This window comes from Vibrio sp. 10N.222.46.A1, assembly GCF_041473595.1.
Classification (GTDB): Bacteria; Pseudomonadota; Gammaproteobacteria; order Enterobacterales; family Vibrionaceae; genus Vibrio; species Vibrio tasmaniensis_A.
The window spans coordinates 1-1,570 of record NZ_JBFRSN010001452.1; the positions used below are offsets into that span (position 1 = coordinate 1).

2 protein-coding genes and 1 pseudogene are annotated in these 1,570 nt (G+C 43.9%); 1 reads left to right on the forward strand and 2 read right to left on the reverse strand.

The features are described from left to right. On the reverse strand, positions 1-630 hold a 630-nt coding region (locus AB4496_RS27300; protein WP_372133084.1), incomplete at its 3' end, for a LysR family transcriptional regulator. A 93-nt stretch (positions 631-723) separates the two neighbouring features. Continuing rightward, the gene (locus AB4496_RS27305) at positions 724-1,185 is read right to left on the reverse strand and encodes an Lrp/AsnC family transcriptional regulator (protein WP_009845687.1); all 462 of its coding nucleotides are present in this window, start codon (positions 1,183-1,185) and stop codon (positions 724-726) included. 243 nt (positions 1,186-1,428) lie between these two features. On the opposite strand from AB4496_RS27305, the pseudogene AB4496_RS27310 reads away from it, so the two are divergent. After that, a pseudogene (locus AB4496_RS27310) lies at positions 1,429-1,570 on the forward strand (L-methionine/branched-chain amino acid transporter); the annotation flags it as partial.

The window sequence follows — 1,570 nt, forward strand, 5'->3', positions numbered from 1 at the left end:
CGCAATATCCGAATAGCTGTCTTTGTCTCCCCCACCCGTGACTTTGATATGTGAGTAATTCACGATGTCTTCCGAGCTTATGGCTGATTGCTTAGCCAGCGGATGAGAGGCTCTCATCAAACACACGGACTTATCCTCTCCGAGCTTGATACTTGAGACATGATCTGGCTTTTTGGGGAACATACTCGACGCCAAGTGAATACCTGATTCATTAAGCGTTTCAAGGAAGTTAGGCTGCCACAAACGATAAGCCAAGTTGATATGGGGCGCGTCCTTCGACACCTCGGACACAATAATGGGCAAGATATACTGAGCAACATAATCACTCGAAGCCAACACCAATTCACCTTGCCAGTCTTGTGGATCAAATGGCTTATCATCTAAGAGGTGGTCAAACTCGCCCAGCAAGTCATCGAGCTTGCCTTTAAGCAACAAAGCACGGTTGGTTGGCACCAGTTTGTTCCCATCACGAACCAGAAGAGGATCACCACATAGATCTCTAAGCTGAGCCAGTTGACGGCTAACCGCCGACTGCGTGATGTGCAGACGCTGAGCGGCTCGGCTTACATGGCACTCTTCAAGAAGCACATGCAGCGACCGCAGTAAATTTAAATTGATATTACCTAACATCAGCAACCTTAGAGTGAATAAGAATAGAGCGAGTAAGAATAAGTTGAGTAAGTACGGAAAAATGACGACACAGTGAAGGTAAGCAGCACTCACTCAAGACATATTAAAAGACGAAGTTTGCTTGTTGAAGAATTCCGTTAAGACAGTATGAGTCATAAGATGTCGAAGTTCAGGATAGCCTTGCAGCTGGTCACGAATTTGGTTCAAACGCTCCATGCTTTCAACTTCAACATAAAGCATCATGTCGGTCTCACCGCTAATAGAGTGACACCACTGCACACCATTAATGGCGTAGATATTTTTAGCGTAAGACTCACAATTATGGTTACTGCTCGACATGTCAAACTTCAAAGAGATATAAGCGCCAACGTTCTTCGGTAAATCAGGCTCGGTCACCTGTGCACAATATCCTGTGATGATCTTATCGTTTTCCAGCTTCTTGATTCTGGCGTTCACTGCAGAGCGAGACAGGCTGACATCTCTTGCGATATCGCTCACTGAGCATCGAGCGTTAATTTTTAGAATATCTAAAATTTGGCGATCAAATTTATCCATGCTTCTGATTCTTTCCATTTATTGTTCTATTTATAACGCCTAATTTGACACAACTTTCTAACTTATAACAGCCATTATGACAGCCGACACTTTCACGCTTAATCAAATTAATACCGTTAAATTGACGGTGTCTTAAGACGTTTCGCTAGCTGTATTATTGATGTCGACAATGTATGCTTTCAATCTCAGCCTCACAAGACTGCACCATAAAACCGATATCAAAGCCAATAGCAAGGACAGCGAATGACGCAACTCAAACAAGAAATCACGCTTATTTCAGGAATTGGACAACTCTCTACGACCTTGCTTGGCACAGGATTGTTTATGATCCCAGCTATCGCGGCAGGCATTGCAGGGCAGTTATCGCTACTAGCATGGTTAATCC